Origin of the sequence: Clostridium sp. DMHC 10, assembly GCF_001270375.1 — a bacterium.
GTDB lineage: Bacteria > Bacillota > Clostridia > Clostridiales > Clostridiaceae > Clostridium_S > Clostridium_S guangxiense.
Map to the genome: position 1 here is coordinate 3,077,129 of NZ_LGVB01000015.1, position 16,768 is coordinate 3,093,896.

11 protein-coding genes and 2 pseudogenes are annotated in these 16,768 nt (G+C 31.6%); 10 read left to right on the forward strand and 3 right to left on the reverse strand.

Annotation, left to right across the window (positions count from 1 at the left end; all coding sequences use genetic code 11):
* Positions 1–72: 72 nt before the first annotated feature.
* The 5 genes and pseudogenes from AGR56_RS16815 to AGR56_RS16835 all read left to right on the forward strand — a co-directional run bounded on the left by AGR56_RS16815 (position 73) and on the right by AGR56_RS16835 (position 6,269).
* A pseudogene (locus AGR56_RS16815) lies at positions 73–2,269 on the forward strand (DNA topoisomerase III).
* Positions 2,270–2,510: 241 nt separating this feature from the next.
* Positions 2,511–3,356 (forward strand): HipA domain-containing protein, encoded by an 846-nt coding sequence (locus tag AGR56_RS16820; protein WP_053243173.1) that lies wholly within the window; start codon positions 2,511–2,513, stop codon positions 3,354–3,356.
* A gap of 54 nt (positions 3,357–3,410) precedes the next feature.
* Entirely contained in the window at positions 3,411–4,103 is a 693-nt protein-coding gene (locus AGR56_RS16825) for an HIRAN domain-containing protein (RefSeq protein ID WP_053243174.1), read from the forward strand.
* Between the two features lie 216 nt (positions 4,104–4,319).
* A complete protein-coding gene (locus AGR56_RS16830; protein ID WP_053243175.1) occupies positions 4,320–4,553 on the forward strand; it encodes a hypothetical protein in 234 nt (77 codons plus the stop codon).
* A gap of 642 nt (positions 4,554–5,195) precedes the next feature.
* A complete protein-coding gene (locus tag AGR56_RS16835; RefSeq protein WP_053243176.1) occupies positions 5,196–6,269 on the forward strand; it encodes a UvrB/UvrC motif-containing protein in 1,074 nt (357 codons plus the stop codon).
* A gap of 41 nt (positions 6,270–6,310) precedes the next feature.
* Here AGR56_RS16835 and AGR56_RS16840 read toward each other — a convergent pair whose 3' ends face one another.
* Positions 6,311–7,099 (reverse strand): SDR family oxidoreductase, encoded by a 789-nt coding sequence (locus tag AGR56_RS16840; RefSeq protein WP_053243177.1) that lies wholly within the window; start codon positions 7,097–7,099, stop codon positions 6,311–6,313.
* A gap of 40 nt (positions 7,100–7,139) precedes the next feature.
* Complete coding sequence (locus AGR56_RS23055; protein ID WP_053243178.1) at positions 7,140–7,976, reverse strand: methyl-accepting chemotaxis protein; 837 nt, start codon at positions 7,974–7,976, stop codon at positions 7,140–7,142.
* A gap of 206 nt (positions 7,977–8,182) precedes the next feature.
* On the opposite strand from AGR56_RS23055, the gene AGR56_RS16850 reads away from it, so the two are divergent.
* The gene (locus AGR56_RS16850) at positions 8,183–9,184 is read left to right on the forward strand and encodes a tocopherol cyclase family protein (protein WP_053243179.1); all 1,002 of its coding nucleotides are present in this window, start codon (positions 8,183–8,185) and stop codon (positions 9,182–9,184) included.
* Between the two features lie 66 nt (positions 9,185–9,250).
* Here the strand turns inward: AGR56_RS16850 and AGR56_RS16855 are convergent, their stop codons facing one another.
* Positions 9,251–10,174, reverse strand: coding sequence for a DUF2935 domain-containing protein (locus AGR56_RS16855; protein ID WP_053243180.1), 924 nt, complete (start codon positions 10,172–10,174; stop codon positions 9,251–9,253).
* Positions 10,175–10,489: 315 nt separating this feature from the next.
* Between AGR56_RS16855 and polC the strand changes: the two are divergent.
* The 4 genes and pseudogenes from polC to AGR56_RS19785 all read left to right on the forward strand — a co-directional run.
* A pseudogene (polC, locus tag AGR56_RS16860) lies at positions 10,490–14,842 on the forward strand (DNA polymerase III subunit alpha); the annotation flags it as partial.
* A 308-nt stretch (positions 14,843–15,150) separates the two neighbouring features.
* Positions 15,151–15,876, forward strand: a complete 726-nt coding sequence (locus AGR56_RS16865; protein WP_053243182.1) for a TerC family protein — start codon at positions 15,151–15,153, stop codon at positions 15,874–15,876.
* Positions 15,877–15,994: 118 nt separating this feature from the next.
* Entirely contained in the window at positions 15,995–16,156 is a 162-nt protein-coding gene (locus AGR56_RS20915; protein ID WP_198150070.1) for a hypothetical protein, read from the forward strand.
* A gap of 29 nt (positions 16,157–16,185) precedes the next feature.
* Positions 16,186–16,764, forward strand: a complete 579-nt coding sequence (locus tag AGR56_RS19785) for a polysaccharide deacetylase family protein (protein ID WP_278279718.1) — start codon at positions 16,186–16,188, stop codon at positions 16,762–16,764.
* Positions 16,765–16,768 lie beyond the last annotated feature (4 nt).

Sequence of the window (16,768 nt, forward strand, 5' to 3'; positions counted from 1 at the left end):
TTTTGTATAAATAATTTTTTATTATATGGTATTATATATATGTATGGAAAGCATGAAAGGATGATAAACATTATGGGAAAGACATTAGTTTTAGCTGAAAAACCAAGTGTGGGAAGATCTCTTGCCAAGGTTTTAAAGGCTAATATAAATAAAAGGAGTTATTTAGAAGGAAACAATTATATAGTAACCTGGGCACTGGGACATTTAGTTACCTTAGCAGACCCAGAAGCTATGGAGATCAGTATAAAAGTTGGAGCATGGAAACTCTTCCTATGCTTCCAAGCAGAATGAAATTAAATGTAATCCCAAAAACCTCAAAGCAGTTTTCAGAGGTTAAAAAGGTTATGATGAGAAAAGATGTAGACGAACTTGTAATAGCTACAGATGCGGGAAGAGAAGGAGAGCTTGTTGCAAGATGGATAATAGAAAAGGCAGGCTTTAAAAAACCAATAAAGCGTTTATGGATTTCCTCTCAAACAGATAAGGCTATAAAAGAAGGCTTTGCTAAATTAAAACCGGGAAAAGAATATGACAACTTGTACAGAGCAGCACAGTGTAGAGCAGAAGCGGATTGGTATGTAGGATTGAATGTTACAAGAGCTTTAACCTGCAAGTATAATGCTCAGCTTTCAGCAGGAAGAGTTCAAACTCCAACACTTGCTATGATTGTGCAAAGGGAAGAGGAGATAAAGAATTTTAAGCCAAGAAGTTATTATAATATAAAGGCAAAGGCTAATGGATATACAATGCACTGGCAGAACAAAAACGGAAACTTCAATACTTTTAATGAAGATGAAGCAAAAAATGTAGTTTCAAAGGTAAGAGGACAAAAAGGAAATATTATAGAAGTTGTCCAAAGTGAAAAGAAGAAGTATTCACCAGCACTTTATGATTTGACTGAGCTTCAAAGAGATGCAAATAGATTCTTTGGGTTTTCTGCAAAGCAAACTTTGTCTATAATGCAGAGGCTGTATGAAAATTATAAGTTTTTGACTTATCCAAGGACAGATTCAAGGTATATCTCACACGATATTGTGCCAACGCTTCCAGATAGACTTAAAGCTATAGCTGTTGGCAAGTACAGCAGGTTTGCTAGCGAAATATTAAGAGGAAAAATAAAGGCAAATAAAAGCTTTGTTGATGACACCAAGGTTTCAGATCATCATGCTATAATTCCAACAGAAGAAAGGGTTTCTCTTTCACTTCTAAGCAGCGAAGAAATGAAGATATATGATTTAGTTGTAAAGAGATTTTTAAGCATAATGCTTCCTCCTTTTGAATATACTCAAACAACTGTAAAGGCAGAGGTAAACGGAGAAATCTTTACTGCTTCAGGAAAAGTGGTTAAATCAAAGGGTTGGAAAGCTGTATATGATAAAGAAGAGGATTTTGATGAAAAAAGCGAAAATGAATTAAAAGATCAAATACTTCCGCAAGTTAATAAGGGGGATGAGGTAGCTTTTTCTACAGTAAATATGGATACTTTGCAGACAAAACCGCCAGCAAGATTTACAGAAGCGGCACTTCTTTCTGCTATGGAAAATCCTCAAAAGTATGTTCAAATGGATAAGGTAAGTTCAAAAACTCTTGGGGAGACTGGTGGACTTGGAACAGTGGCTACAAGGCAGATATAATAGAAAAACTTTATAATACATTTTATGTAGAGAAGAACGGAAAAGAAATGATTCCAACTTCAAAGGGAAAACAGGTAGTAGAGCTTGTACCACAGGACTTAAAATCTCCTCTTTTAACTGCAAAATGGGAAAGGGATTTAGAATCCATAAGTAAGGGAAGATTAAATGGAAAAAACTTTGTTGATAATATGAAAAGCTATGCTTCAAAGCTTGTAGACGATGTTAAAGGCAGCAAGGATAAATTTAAATATGATAATATTACAGGCAAGAAGTGCCCACAATGCGGAAAATATATGCTTGAGGTAAAAGGGAAAAATGGTAAAATGCTTGTGTGTCAGGATAGGGAATGTGGCTACAGAGAGAATTTAAGTAGATTTACTAATGTAAGATGTCCAGAATGCCATAAAAAGCTTGAACTTAGAGGAGAAGGAGAAGGAAAAATATACGTTTGCACAACTTGCAGCTTTAGAGAAAAGTACTCTTCTTTCCAAAAAAGATTTAAGGAAAATAATAATAAATTAAATAAAAAAGAAGTATCAAATTACATGAAGAAAATGAAAAAGGAAGCTGAAACTCCAATGAATAATCCATTTGGAGATTTAGCAGCATTGCTTAAGAAGGACAATGCGAAGTAACAATGCTTCGTTGCGTTAAAAAAATCCTATAAATCTAAGTGGTTATTAAAAAAGTGGTTGCTTTGGGTTCTAGAAGGATAATGGGCTATGCCCAAATCAATATCACTTTACCTCAAATTCCAAGTTGTTCATATAAAAAAACTGTTCAACTAATATAGCTATTAGTTGAACATTTTTTATGTATTGAATAATGATGGGAAAATAAACTATAATTAAATTAAAATAGTTGCAGAAGGATAAAATGAATCAACTAATTAATTTTGACGATTGGCAAGTGGATGAAGATTCTCCTTTTGGTAGTGGTGCTAGTGAGAAAAAATGGCTGATAAATATTAAAACTAAGCAAAAAGGTATATTTAAATTCCCTAAAGAATTAACTACAGGTGAATTAACAGGGGAATATTGGGCTGAAAAATTAGCAGCACAATTAGCTAATGTTTTAGGTATTGAATGTGCAAAAGTTGATATAGGAATCTATAATGGTAGAATAGGTTCTATGAGTTATATGCTTTTAAAAGAAGATGAGGAATTAATTGAAGGAATTCAATATATAGCAAATATATATAAGGAATACGATCAAGAGAAGTTTATAGATTATGGAACAGGAGAATCTTATTCTATAAATATGATTTTAAATTCTATTAAAGGAACAGAGCTAGAGGATAGATTTTTAATAATACCTATTTTTGATGCATTAATTGGCAATAGTGATAGTCATCATAGTAATTGGGGGATAGTTAAAAATAATGTTAGCGCAAATATAAGAATATCACCGCTTTATGATAATGGATCATCTTTATGTTGTCTTATTGCAGATAAAGATGTTGAAAATTTTTTGAGAGATAAAATGAAATTTGAATCACTTATTTATGGAAAGTCAAAGTCTATGATAAGGTGGCAAGGAAATAAGAGAATAAGACATTTTCAATTAGTTAAGCATATTAAAGAAAATTATTATGATGAAACAATTGAATTTATAGAGGGTATTAAAGAAAACTTAACACCTTCTAAGCTACAGGAAATGATATATGCATATAGTGATAATATAATTAGTGCTTCAATTAAAGAACTATTATATGCATTTTGATAGAGAGAAGAAAAAGAATTATTGAAATATATTTTGGAGAAAAGGAGGATGAAAATGAGTAGACATAATGGGAGAGATTATATTTTTGTTGTTTGGAAAGATTACAAAACTAGACAAAGATTTATAATTGGTGAGTTGTCTCAAAATGGAAAATATAAATTTAAATATATAAATAGTAGTGTTAATAAGGCTATAGAAAGAGGATTTGAGCCACTAGTAGCATTTCCTAATCTAGATGAAGTTTATGAGAATCATGAGTTATTTCCCGCATTTTCAAGCAGATTGCCAGATAGAAGAAGGAAAGATGTAAAAGAAATTTTATCAAAGTATGGTTTAGAAAAATATGATGCCTTTGAATTATTAAAAAAGAGCGGTGGAAAATTGCCAACCGATAGTATGGAATTCATTGATCCTATTTTTTTAGAGGATAAGAATGTTGAAAGAGATTTTTATGTGGCGGGTATAAGGCATTATGAATATTGCGATTCAAAAGATAAAAATACAAATTTTGATATAAATATTGGTGAAAATTTTGCATTGAAAATAGAACCTAATAATTCTTATGATAAATTTGCAGTGAAAATTATAAATAAGGCCAATAGGATTATTGGCTATGTACCTGTATTTTATAGTGAAGCTATATTTAGAGCGCTTGAAAGTAAGAGAAATATGGAATGTACTGTGATTAGTAACGAATGTAATGATGAGTGTGAAGATTGTGTAAAGGTAAGGGTGAGTATTAAATAATATATAAAAATTTTATTTTTATTTTGTAGAAGGTGTTTAAAGTGGAAAAAACAATTAAATTGTTGAATTATTTGGGATATGTTTCTTGGCCATTTATGTTTTTGCTTGGCATACTAGTGATAATACTTGTTGCATTATTCAAGTTTAATGATTATCTGTACAAAAGAGGAATCTATATAACTTAAAATATGTTGTATACTTGGAATTATATTATCTTTGATTGGTAACTTGATTGATAAAAAGAATATATTTAATATCATTTCTTTTGTAAGCATAAAATTTTATATAAATAATATTAAAGCCTACGAAGAAAAAATTTATATAGATAAGATGTATATTTATATTGAAGCAATTTTTAAAGAGGACAAGCATAAAATTGAAGAAAGATTAGAAAAGTTAATGGTAATTAATAGAAATAAATTAAGCGATGATGAAAAAATAAATCGTTAGTTAGTATAATAGGGAATTTGGATAGTTATTATGTCCTATTAAATGATAATGTTAAGTATGTAAATCCTTGTTTGAAATATATAATAATATTATTTGAAAACAACATAATTATAGATAGACAACTTGAAACTTTAAAATTGCAATCTCCAAATTTATCGTGATAAACTGGAATTTGTCGAGCACTATAGTGAAGGGTTTTAACTCACTTCGTTTGTTAAAAGACTAAGGTTTTCGCTATGCGAAAGGTGAAGGGTTTTACGGTGCTGTGCACGTAAAATGGATTTACCTTTCGTTTCTCTCAGGTAAATCTTAGAACTTAATAGTGTCAGCTACGCTGAGCACTATATTTTAAGCGCTTTGCGTGCATTAAGTTTAAGATTTTTTGTAGCGACAGCGGAGAAAAATCATCCTTCACTGTACTCTGTCCTCTGTACTTTGTACTCTGAGTTAAATTCCAGTTTGTAGGGATAAATTTGGTATTGGCAATTTAAATATTTCAGCTTGTTTATCTATATAAAGATAATTACAAGGTTGAAGTTATCAGCAGGAAAAATAGATTTAGAGATAGAAAAGTTTATTTTGTAAATCAAAGCAATCGTATGATAAAATGTAATTAACATTTACCTTTTGGAGGTTATAGCTTTGGATATAAAAGAAAAAATTAAAAGACTGCCTTCTTCCCCAGGAGTATACCTTATGAAAGATTCTCTAGATACTATTATTTATGTAGGAAAATCCAAAAATCTAAGAAGCAGAGTTGGATCCTATTTTATAAATTCGAAAGCACATTCCCAAAAGGTAATAAAATTAGTGAAAAATCTTAAGGATTTTGATTATATTCTAACGGATACAGAATTTGAAGCATTACTTCTTGAATGCAAATTAATAAAAGAAATTAAGCCAATATATAATAGGCAAATGAAAAACCCAAAAGGCTATTGTTATATCAAAATAAAAATGAACGAGAAATATCCAGATTTTGAAATTGATAGAGAGCCTAACCGTTGTGACGGAAATCTTTATTTTGGACCTTATACTAATAAGAATACTGTAGAGAAAGCACTTTACGGTATAAAAGAGCATAGTAAAATTTTGTGTACTAATAGTTCTCGAAAGGCTTCAGGATGTCTGAGGTATTATAAGAATTCGTGTATTGGTATGTGCACAGCGAATCCTTCTTGCGAATATTATTTTACTTTGGTAGAAAAAGTTATAAAACTGCTTAGGGGCACTGATTTCACTATTCTTAAAGAAATGGAACAGAAAATGAATATTGCTGCTGCGAACTTTGATTTTGAAGGTGCAGCTAAATATAGGGATTATATAAGAGCAGTAAAGCATTTGGTAAGTACTGCGAAAATTATTAGCTTTATGGAAGCTAATAAAAATATTGTTTTGGTAGAGTTTTTTAATAACAAAGAAATTAAGTTTTTTTTAATAAGATATAGTAAACTGCTCTTCAGTGAAAGATATAAACTTAGCAATTTTAGTATTGATGAAATAAAGCATAAATTTAAAAATAATATCATTTCTTATTTCGGCAATGCTTTGAAAAATTCAGTTAATATTGGTAAGGATGAAATAGATGAAGTTCATATAATATATAATTATTTAAAAAGCAAAGGAAGTACATGTAAATATATAGCTATTCCAGAACAATGGATTAATGACATAGATGACTTAAGCTTGGACAGGACTGTTGATAAATTTTTTTAGGAGAATCTCCAGATGACTGGAGTTCTCCTTCATCTTTACCCTTACTTTTCTGTTTTGGATAGCAATTTTTTTATTTCTGTATCCACACTTGTTTCTATAACTAATCCTCCATCAATTACGAGCGGAGTTCCGTTCATAAATCCTGCTCTTGGGCTGCAAAAAAATGCTGTTGCGTATGCTATATCTTCTGGTTTTCCTATTCTTGCATCAGGAAGACCTTCTTTGGCAACTTCAATGAGAGCGTCACACATTGGAGTAGGAATAATACCAGGTTGTACTACGTTAACAGTAACTCCTGAACCGTCAAATTCTTTTGCTAAAGAATAGGCCATACCAACCAATCCATGTTTTGCAACAGCGTAGTTCATTTGACCTGCAAAACCATGATAACCTCCAACTGATGATATTAATACAATTCTACCGTACTTTCTTTTTCTCATTCTTTCTCCACAAGCTTTTACGCAATTAAAAGCTCCAAATAAATGAGTTTTAAGAACTGATTCAAATTCTTCTATAGGCATTTTAGTAGAATATCTTAAAGGAGTAGCATTTCCTGCATTAGATACTAATATGTCAATTTGTCCGTATTTAGAATAAACTTGATTAATGGCTGCGTTCACTGCTTCACTATTAGATACATCTACACTATATGATTCTGCTTGTCCACCTTTTTCTGCAATTTCTTTTTCAGCTTCTTTATTTCTAGCTTCATTTCTAGCAAGAATAACTACTTTTGCGCCTCTATCAGCTAGCTCACAACTAATAGCTTTTCCAATACCAGAATTGCCTCCTGTTACAATAGCAACTTGATTTAATAATTCTTTTTCCATTATATCTCTCTCCTTCTTTTAAACCTAGCCAGTCTTAAAATTAATCTATGCCTTTGGATAATTCCAAAAGTTTAGTTGACAATTCATTTAGTTTTTCACCTTCGCTAGCTAAATTTTCTGCTTGAACAGCTTGCGTTTTACCAGCATCTGAAAACTCATTGAAAACATTTAAAATATTATTTATATTTTCCTTTATTTTTACCAAGGTTTCATTTATTTGTGCAGTTGAATCTTTACTATTTGTAGCAAGCTTTCTTATCTCTCCAGCAATAACATTAAAACCTCTACCTTGTTCACCTGCTCTTGATGCTTCAATGGCTGCATTGAGACCTAATAGATTCGTGGTATCTGCAATGCTCTTTATGTATTTAATTATGTCATCCATATATTTAATGCCATCTTGCGTTTCATTAACTATACCGCTCATATTTTCACTGTTACTGGATAATTGTTGAGTAGTACTTGCTAATTCTTCGGAAGAAGATGCTAATTCTTCGGAAAATTCCTGTAATTCAGTAACCATTTCCATTACTGTATTTTGTTTTTCCATTGATACAGCAAAGTTTATTGTTGCCACTACATTATTAGTATTAGGATTTATTACAGGAACACAATGACTTGCAATAGGAAAACCAAAAGCTTCTTTTGGATAATTTACAGATTGCTTTTTTCTCGATTTTACTGTCATATCTGTCATATCGCCTTTACTTAATTTTGTACCTTCTTCAATATTTAATTTAAAAGTTTTTGCTTGATGTACATCTACAAACTTTTCTTTATCAGTAATACCTATGGCTACATCGTCAGAAAATAATTTTGGTAATACACTGTTCATTATCTTTACTGCTGAGAAAAGTTCTTCATCACTAATGTTCATTTGAGACATCTCCTTTTTAAATATTACCATTGTAGTAATTATGTTATGTATATTCTTAATATATCAAATATTACTCTTAATGGCAAATGTGGATTAACTTGCTTGTTTTGCACGCTATATTATATTTGAAGTTGATGCCAAATAAGAGCACATAATAACCTCTGTTATATTAGATAATATTGATATAAAAGAAAAGAGGTGTTGTTGTGATTAAGGCTGTTATAAATCCTGATGCTTATCATGGAAAGAATAAAAAGTCAAATTTTTTTGAAGGTTGGTATTTTAAAATTGTGCAGCCCCATACGGGTAATACGTATTGTTTTATACCAGGAGTATTTATTTCAAGTGGTAAGGTTCCTTCACATAGCTTTATTCAAGTGATTAAAGGAAATGAGAATAACTTTAAATATTTAAAATTTAAAAAAGATGAGTTTAAAGCAAGTACATTTGAATTTAATTTAAAGGTGGAAGAAAGCTATTTTTCAATTAATCAAATAAATTTAAATATTAATCAGCAGCATGAAAAAATATTTGGTACATTATATTTTGAAAATATCATAAGATGGCCGGACAGTATTATTAATCCAGGCAGTATGGGATTCTATAATTATTTAGGTTTCATGCAGTGTTATAGTCAAGTCTGTGTTGTTGATGGACGTATAAGGGGAAAACTCTCTATTAATGGTGAAACAGTAGATTTTACTGGCGGAAAGCTATATATTGAAAAAAACTGGGGCAAATCATTTCCACATTCCTATATTTGGATTCAAGGAAATTCATTTCAAAAAGGAAATGGATCAATTACATGCTCTATAGGGGATATTCCACTTCCATTTCCACTCAGGAGCTTTACTGGTTTTCTGATAGGAATATATGTAAAGGGTAAGTTTTATAAGTTTACAAGTATAAATAGAAGTACTTTATCAATTAACTGTGAAAATGAAAAAATTGCTTTAGAAACTTATAATAAAGAATATTTTCTCAAAGTTGAAGGCAGTTATAAAAAAGAAAGTTTTATGAGTTTATACGCACCTAGTGATGGAAATATGATACCTATAGCAAATGAAACTCTTCATGGAAATTTAAGTGTTTCTGTTTATGATAATAAAAGAAATTGTATAATATTTAATGATAACTGCTCTTCTGCGGGCATTGAGTTGTCTGATAATTATATAAGCTTAGTTAATGAAATTAAAAGAAAACTGTAACTCTTTATGAATATGTAAATTAGGGAGGGCTCAGGATGCCCTCTTAAATTTGGCTTACTGCTTAATTTACGAAGAAAAACTGCGTAAAAGCCTTAAGTAATAATTTGCTTCTCTTGTTACGTGATCTGCAAGGAGAGGAGCCATTATTGCTTTGATTTTACAGTTTAATAAGCCCTCTGTAGCTTTGCTCTTAAAGTTTCTAAATTCAGTTACAAGAGCATAAATATCTTTGGTTATATTATCAAGATTATCAGGATTATTTGCAAGAGCATTGGTGGCGGCTTCAATATTATTAAACTTCTCAACAAAGCTGTTTGATGTACTAAACAAAGCAGTTTCAGATGGATCCAAGTATCCCCTTATGAACCCTGCATGATCTTCCATTATATCATTCCAGAAGGTTTCTTGCTTTATGATGCCTTGAGGACTTGTATCTTGTTCTTGTCTTTTCTGAAGCATATTAAGCATACTAACGTAAGCACGAGCTTCTCTTATTACATGATCAATATTTGAAGGGTAGGTATAGCTGAAGGCTTTACAGGATAGAATTTTATTAAGAAGGTCTGTTTGAAAGTTTATAACAAAGTTTACTAATGCAAGTATGGCATTATTTAGCACAGAAACGGAAGTTGTAATGTTAAAAAGTTCTCTATAGTAGTTTCTATATCCTAAATTTATTTCTTTTGTAGTTATAGCAGTGTTAATAGGAACGCCTGTTAAAGAACTAGTTGTCTTTTCGGCAGGCAGAGTAAATGGTGTTACAAGAGTAGAAGAATTCATGGCCTCTTTGCTTATTTTTCCCTGAGATAAGGCTATTGTTTTAGAAAGCAAGGCATCTAACTTTTTGTTTACTGCAATAATTTGCATTAAAATAGGAGCATATTTAGGTGGAAGTGAAGCTCCAGCAATAACATTATGTTCTTTTACGATTCTTAGAAAGAATAGGTTTAACTCAAGGGAAAGTCTTACATATTGTTCGTTTGATATCATATTTACCTCTTTTACATATATTGATTAAGATAAACCAAAACACATGATGAAACTTTATAAAAGTTTACCTATACATTCATAGTATGCATTATATAAATTATTGTTGCATATTTTCTCTCTTCATCATATATTGAGGCCAAACCATAGTAAGCTCTTTCTTCATAGTCATCTATATTTAAAGCTTCATTTGCTTTTTTTAATATTTATCAATTTGTATATCGTCGTTCATTTTTATTTATATAAAAAGTTTGATATAATCTATAAAGGACTAATTCAAAGTTATAATAAAGTACTAAAAATTTTGAGGAGAGGTTAAAGTATATAATGAAAAGAATAAATGAAATTTTTAGTGACTATGAAGAAAGTGGTAACATAAATACTGCCATTGTAGAATCGGTAGTCTTAAGAAAAAAAAGCAAACGTCTAGAGATGGAAATTAGTTCGGATAAATACATTGAGATAAAAGAATTTGAAAATCTTAATAGCTTTATAAGAAGAAGATTTGCCTTAAGAGATTCTATAATTGCTGTAAAGTATGCTGATGGGACGGATAAAAAGCCCATAGAGCGTGAACTTAAAAATATTGTACTTTTAATGTCAGATAAACATCCTGTTTTAAAAACAATACTAAATAACAGCGAATATGAAGTTGATAAAAATACTATAAATTTTAATTTCAAAATTGCTGTATCAGGTTTTTTGAAATCCATGAATTACGATAGAGAGCTAAATAAGGTTATAAAAACCCTTTATGGCACTACATATAACATAAATTTTGTTGATAAGGTAAGCAGTGAAGAATTAATGCTTCAAGAGGAAGAGCGTGAGCAGGAAATGCTTGCTATATCAAGAAAAATTCAGGCGGAGGGTGGAAATATCGCTAAAGCACCACATAAAGAAGTTTCCGTTAAAAGAGAAGATATAAAGGAAGAAGTAGTTAGTAAAAAGCCTAGTGATTTAGCGTTAATACTTGGAAGAAATCCTAAAATTAAGGAAAATGTAATAAAAATCACAGATATCACACCGGATGAGGGAAGGATATCTATACAAGGTGAAATATCTAATATAGAAGCAAAGGAATTAAAAAGCGGAAAAACATTGGTTTCTTTTGATTTATATGATGGTTCAAGTTCTATGACGTGCAAATCATTTCTGAAGCCTGGTGAAGATGGAGAGGTATTATCTAGACTTAAAAAAGCTAAAGGTGTCAGACTTGCGGGATCTGCTGGATATAGTAAGTTTTCTCAGGAAGTTGAGATAATTGCAAATACTATAATAGAAACAGAAGGCATTAGGAAGGCTAAGAGAAAGGATAATGCAGAGCTTAAGAGGGTAGAATTGCATATGCATACCCAGATGAGTCAGATGGATGCTATGACTAGTGCAACTGATCTCATAAAAAGAGCCATGAGCTGGGGCATGAAGTCCATTGCCATAACGGATCATGGAGTTGTGCAGGCATTTCCAGAAGCCCATAAGTTACTTGGAAGAGATAATCCTGATATGAAGATTATATATGGAGTAGAGGCTTATTTAGCACCAGATAAAAAGCCGTCTGTAACGAATGCTAAGGGACAGAGCATTGATACTATCTATTGTATACTTGATCTGGAAACTACGGGTTTTTCACCAGTGACTGAAAAAATTACTGAAATAGGAATCATGAAGTACAAAGATGGAAAGGTAATAGATAGCTTCAGCTGCTTTGTAAATCCTCAAAAGCCTATTCCTGCAAGGGTTGTGGAAATTACCAATATAACTGATGATATGGTAAAAGATGCAGAAACCATAGAACAGGCTTTTCCTAAAATGCTTGAGTTTATTGAAGGAAGTGTTTTGGTTGCTCATAATGCTGAATTTGATGTAGGTTTTTTAAAGCATAATGCAAAGGTACTAGGCTATGATTTTAATTTTTCATATGTAGATACCTTATCTTTAGCCCAAGATGTTTTTCCTCAGCTTAAGAGCTATAAACTTGGGAGAATCGCTAAAAACCTCGGCATAAAGGTGGAAGTTGCTCACAGAGCACTAGATGATGTAGATACTACGGTTAAGGTGTTTAATATAATGCTTGAAGAGCTAAAGAAAAGAGGCGCTGAGACTCTTCAAGACATAGATAAATATGCTTCTGATGAGGAAGCTAAGAAGCAAGAGTTTAAAAAAGTAAAGACTTACCATGCGATAATATTGGCAAAGGATTATGTTGGTTTAAAAAATTTATATAAGCTAGTATCCTATTCTCATTTACACTATTTTTACAAGAAACCCCGTATATTAAGGAGTCTTTATAAAAAGTATTCTGAGGGCTTAATCCTTGGCAGCGCCTGCAGTGAAGGAGAACTTTTTCAGGCAATACTTTTGGGAAAATCTGACGAGGAAATTGAAACTATTGCACAGGAATATGATTATTTGGAAATCCAGCCTTTAGGAAACGATGATTATTTAGTAAGGTCAGGGCAGGTACCTGATAGAGAAGCTATAAAGGGTATTAATAGAAAAATCATAGCTTTGGGAGAAAAACTAAATAAACCTGTAGTAGCCACAGGAGATGTTCATTTCATGGATCCAGAGGATGAGATATATAGGCGTATATTGGAAGCGGGGCAGGGCTTTAAAGACGCCGATAATCAAGCTCCGTTATATTTAAGAACTACCGAGGAAATGCTTCAGGAATTTTCTTATTTAGGAAAGGAAAAAGCTTATGAAGTGGTAGTTACTAATACTAATTTGGTATCAGATATGTGCCAGCAGATTAGTCCTATTTCACCAGAAAAATGTCCACCACATATAGATGGCTGTGAAGAGACAATAAAGAATATTGCTTACAGCAAGGCTCATGAGCTCTATGGAGATCCACTACCGGAAATTGTTCAGCAGAGACTAGATAAGGAACTTGAATCTATTATAAAAAATGGGTTCTCTGTAATGTATATCATAGCTCAAAAGTTAGTTTGGAAATCAAATGAAGATGGTTATCTGGTTGGTTCCAGAGGATCTGTTGGTTCCTCCTTTGTGGCAAATATGACTGGTATAACAGAAGTAAATTCACTGCCCCCTCATTATAGATGTTCTAAATGCAAGTATTCGGATTTTTCGGATTACGGCGTTAAAAATGGCTTTGATTTACCGGATAAGATATGTCCTGTTTGCGGAGAAAAGTTAGATAAAGATGGTATGGATATACCTTTTGAAACCTTTTTGGGCTTCAATGGTGATAAAGAACCAGATATAGACTTAAACTTCTCAGGAGAATATCAGGCAAAGGCTCATAGATATACAGAGGTTATCTTTGGAAAAGGCACAACCTTTAAAGCAGGAACCATAGGTACCATAGCAGAAAAGACAGCCTTTGGTTATGTAAAAAAGTATTATGAGGAGAGAAACGTTACGATAAACAAAGCTGAAATAACTAGAATTTCAAGGGGTTGTACAGGTATAAAGAGAACCACCGGACAGCATCCAGGAGGAATTATAGTTGTGCCAAAGGGCAGGGAAATCTTTGAATTTTGTCCTGTGCAGCATCCTGCGGATGATCCGAATTCAGATATTATAACAACACATTTTGATTATCACTCAATAGATCAGAATTTACTTAAGCTTGATATACTTGGTCACGATGATCCAACAGTTATAAGAATGCTGCAGGATATAACAGGAGTGAACCCTCATAAAATACCGCTGGATGATAAAGAGACAATGTCTTTATTTTCATCTACAAGAGCTTTAGGCGTAATGCCAGAACAGATAAATTCCAAGGTAGGAACTTTTGGTATCCCTGAATTTGGAACTAAATTCGTAAGAGGAATGCTTGTTGATACAATGCCAAAAACTTTTTCAGAATTGCTGTGTATATCAGGACTTTCACATGGTACTGATGTTTGGCTTGGAAATGCTAAAGATCTTATTGATCAGGGAATAGTTACCTTAAGTGAAGCAGTATGTACCAGAGATGATATTATGATTTACCTTATCAAGAAAGGTTTGCCGCCAAATACTGCCTTTAAAATAATGGAAACAGTACGTAAGGGAAAAGCACTAAAGGACCCACAGAAATGGGCAGAGTATGAAGCCTTAATGAGGGAGAATAATGTGCCAGAGTGGTATATAGATTCTTGCAAAAAGATAAAATACATGTTCCCTAAGGCTCATGCTGCGGCCTATGTAATGATGGCCTTTAGAATAGCTTGGTTTAAGGTTCACATACCTAAGGCCTATTATGCAGCATATTTTAGCATTAGAGCAAAGGCATTTGATGCAGAATTTATGATTTTTGGAAAAGAAAAGTTTAAAGAAAAGATGAAGGAAATTCAAATGATGGGCATGCAAGCTGGTCCTAAAGACAAGGATATGTACGATGATTTAGAAATAGTTTTGGAAATGTATGAGAGAGGCTTTAAGTTTCTTCCTATTGATTTATATAAATCTCATTCTACAAAGTTTTTGGTGGAAGAGGATGGTATAAGACCACCTGTAAATAGTATATCTGGTATGGGAAATGTTGCAGCAGAAGGTATATACAATGCAGCACACGAAAAGCCTGTAAACTCTATAGAAGATTTGAAGAAACGTGCTAAAATAGGAAATTCAGCTGTGGAGGCACTTAAAAAGTTTGGATGTTTAAAAGGTCTTCCTGAAAGCGATCAATTGAGCTTTTTTGATGGATTTTAATTATTGTATAAAGATAAACCATTTCAAGTTTTCAATGGTTTATCTATAGATAGACAGCTTGAAACTTTAAAATTGCAATCTCCAAATTTATCCTGATAAACTGGAATTTGTCGAGCACTATAGTGAAGGGTTTTAACTCACTTCGTTTGTTAAAAGACTAAGGTTTTCGCTATGCGAAAGGTGAAGGGTTTTACGGTGCTGTGCACGTAAAATTTAATAATATAATAATAAATGTAATTATTTTTATAGGGTTTTTCAAACCATATAAAAAGTTAACTTTTATTTACATAAGTCTAAGGAGGAAAAGTATGTCTAATTTTATATCAATAATAGGTGGAGCTCTTCAAATAACACTGCTTGATATAGTGTTAAGTGGTGATAATATAGGCGTCATAGCGCTTGCAACAAGAGATCTTCCCAAAAAACTTGCAAAAAAGGCTTCTGTAATAGGAGTAACAGCCGCTGTTCTTTTAAGGATAATTTTTGCATGTCTAGTAACTTATATACTCATGATTCAATGGCTTCCAATAAAACTTGTTGGCGGTCTGCTTTTAATAAAAATAACATGGGATTTTATAAAACCTGAAGAAAATACCGACAACAAAGTAGTACACAGTTCACAAAAATTATGGTCAGCAGTAACAAGCATAATTCTTGCTGATATTACAATGAGTTTAGATAATGTACTTGCCATAGCAGGAGCCGCAGCCGGAAATATATTTTTAATTATTTTTGGTCTTCTTTTAAATATACCAATAATATTTTTAGGAAGCCAATACGTAGCAAGGCTTATGCAAAAACACAAAATAGTTATTTATATAGGTGGAGCAATTCTCGCTCACACAGCTTTCTCTATGCTTTTAAATGATAATATTGTTAAATCAAGAGTACCTTATGCTTTAGTTCAATATTTTCCATATATAACTGCAATTATAGTATTTTTATATGGCATTTACATGGTTGTAAAATCTCCTAAAAATAATAACATTTCAGAAGAACATAAAGAATCTGCTGTAGATAAAACTAGAAACTAGACAAAATTTTACTTTATTTTTAAAGCTAAAAATTCTATAATTAAATAAAATATGTTTTTTCAAATATGCTTATACAAGTAACTACTCTACTTACACATTAAGGGAGGTATAATTATTGATGTCGCATAATAAAAAACTTTTATTTAGATCTTGTCTAGTTCTTTTAATAACTTTTGTATTTGTATCTTTGATTTATGTATCAAAACTTCATTTTTCCTCAAAAAACTCTGCTAAATCTGCATCTGCAAAAAAGATAGTAATTCAAACATTGGTAAAATAAAATATCCATTTGTTAAGGATGGACAGAAAATTACATACTTAACTTTTGATGGTGGTCCTTCTTCAAATATAACTCCTCAAATACTTGATATATTAAAAAATCATAATGTAAAGGCAACATTTTTTGTAAATGGTAAAAGCTCTATTATTAATTCAGATATACTAATAAAAACCAAGCGTGATGGAAACCAAATCGCTTTAAGAAGTTTTGACACAAATTATAAAAATTTGTACATAAATCCTCAAGTTTACCTTCAGGATTTAAAAGAAAGTAACGATGTTATAAGTACTATACTTGGAGGTAATAACTTTCAGCAGCATCTTATAAGATTTCCTGGTGGCTCTAATGTGGTTAGCGCTAATTTTAGACAAGCCATTGCAAAATCAGGCTATAATTATGTAGATTGGAATGTAGATTCATATGATAGTTTAGAAACTTCTTCTTCTGGATACTCTAATATAGTAAATAAGATTAAAATATCATGTAAAAATAAAAATCATGTTGTAATCTTGATGCATGACGATTATAGATGCAAAGCTACTTTAAAGGCCTTGCCACAAATAATAGAATACCTATCAAAAGAAGGTTACACTTTTAAGATTTTATAAATAA